This is a genomic window from Thermogutta sp. (assembly GCF_014359955.1).
Lineage (GTDB): Bacteria > Planctomycetota > Planctomycetia > Pirellulales > Thermoguttaceae > Thermogutta.
This window is the reverse complement of the sequence record NZ_JACIYL010000973.1, coordinates 1-1,447: the sequence shown is the minus strand read 5'-3', so window position 1 is coordinate 1,447 and position 1,447 is coordinate 1. Positions and strand designations below refer to the sequence as shown.

At 57.4% G+C, this 1,447-nt stretch carries 2 protein-coding genes; both read left to right on the top strand.

Annotation, left to right across the window (positions count from 1 at the left end; all coding sequences use genetic code 11):
• The first annotated feature begins 312 nt into the window (after positions 1-312).
• Entirely contained in the window at positions 313-513 is a 201-nt protein-coding gene (locus H5U08_RS18680) for a hypothetical protein (protein WP_297036618.1), read from the top strand.
• Positions 514-621: 108 nt separating this feature from the next.
• Positions 622-1,266: a cobalamin-dependent protein gene (locus H5U08_RS18675; protein ID WP_297036615.1), complete on the top strand. Its 645-nt coding sequence runs from the start codon at positions 622-624 to the stop codon at positions 1,264-1,266.
• Positions 1,267-1,447: the final 181 nt, after the last annotated feature.

Below are 1,447 nucleotides of genomic sequence, written 5' to 3'. Positions count from 1 at the left end.
CATGGATGCCAGCGCCATCATGCAGAACGATGCCAAGATAGAAAACGTCCGGGCCATGACAGAGTTCACCCGCGAATATGGGGTCTATTGAAGATCGGTGGCTGTTTCCGGCACAGTCGGGAAGGTGGGGATTTATCCGTCGATTGAAATAGTGGAAGGGCGGGGACAAGTTGGTTTACCGGATACGGCTGCGGGATTTACGTCATGGCGACAGGTTGTTATCTACTGGCTTGAATGAAGCAATAAATAGGGCAGGGAACCAGGAATAATCACAAATAACGGTCTATGATGCACTCATGACGGAGACGTGCCATGGTGGATGAAACGCGTGAAAAAGAGGTGTCCGAGCGATCGGGTTGCGGTGTTCGCCCGCCGGGAACGTGTATCCCTTGGGAAGAAAAACGCCGCGAGTTGGGTGAGATAAAGGGCGATGAGGAATTGGTGAAAAGAATCTGGGAGAATATTGACGCCCTTGGATACATGTATATCTGGCAGGTGTTACTGTCGTTTTAGTTCGTTCCTGAAACGGACTTTTGGAAAACTTTGATTGGAAAGCCGTGATGAGGGGGACATTGGGTGAGGGGAAATGGCCCGTCCCCGCGTTCTCAGGGGATTGAAAGGATGAGCGAAAAGACACTTGCCGAGGCGATCGCATGGTGCGATGAAGCGACGGCCATGCGGCTTATTCGGGAGCAGCTTGCCGCGGGTGTGCCGGCGCAGGAAATCCTCGCACAGTGCAACGAGGGGATGCTGGAACTGGGAAATCGCTTTGCCCGGGAGGAATGCTTTCTCCCGGACCTCATGTTCGGCGGACTGATTATGAAGAACATCATGGCCGAGCTCGGCCCCCATCTGACGCGGGACGTGAAAGGGGGAGCCCCGGGTCCGCGGGCGAAGGCGGTGATGGGGACCGTCCAGCACGATGTTCACGATATTGGAAAAGACATAGTGGTCATGATGCTGCGCGGGGCGGGATTTGAAGTCATCGACCTGGGTGTGGATGTGCCGCCCGAGCGATTCGTCCAGGCCATCCGAGAGCACCAGCCCTCCGTAGTGGGGATGAGTCTTCTCCTCACCACGTGCTATCCCTCGGTGACCGCCACGGTCAATGCGATTCGCGAGGCCGGTCTGCGGGATCAGGTGGCCATCATGGTGGGCGGGGCCGCGGCGAGCGAGCTTCTCGCCAAAAATGCGGGTTGCGATTTCTACGGCAAGACCGCGGTGGATGGGCTCAAGTTCGCCTGCGAGGTGGCGGGAGTCAAATAGCGGCTTAGGGGGCAGTTGGACAGCCCCTGGGAATGGCTACCCGGTCGCAGGAGTGGGATACATCCCCACTTTTCCTCCGTGAACGCGCCTATCCACGTGCTTTCGCGCGGGACCGAGAGTGGGCCCGGGAGGGGCTTAGTCGTCGGGATGAGATTCCAACGTTCGTGTAATCCATCTCACC

Bases quoted from the DNA above. Each gene is read 5' to 3' on its own strand.
- H5U08_RS18680 (WP_297036618.1), top strand. From the start codon at position 313: ATGGTGGATGAAACGCGTGAAAAAGAGGTGTCCGAGCGATCGGGTTGC.
- H5U08_RS18675 (WP_297036615.1), top strand. From the start codon at position 622: ATGAGCGAAAAGACACTTGCCGAGGCGATCGCATGGTGCGATGAAGCG.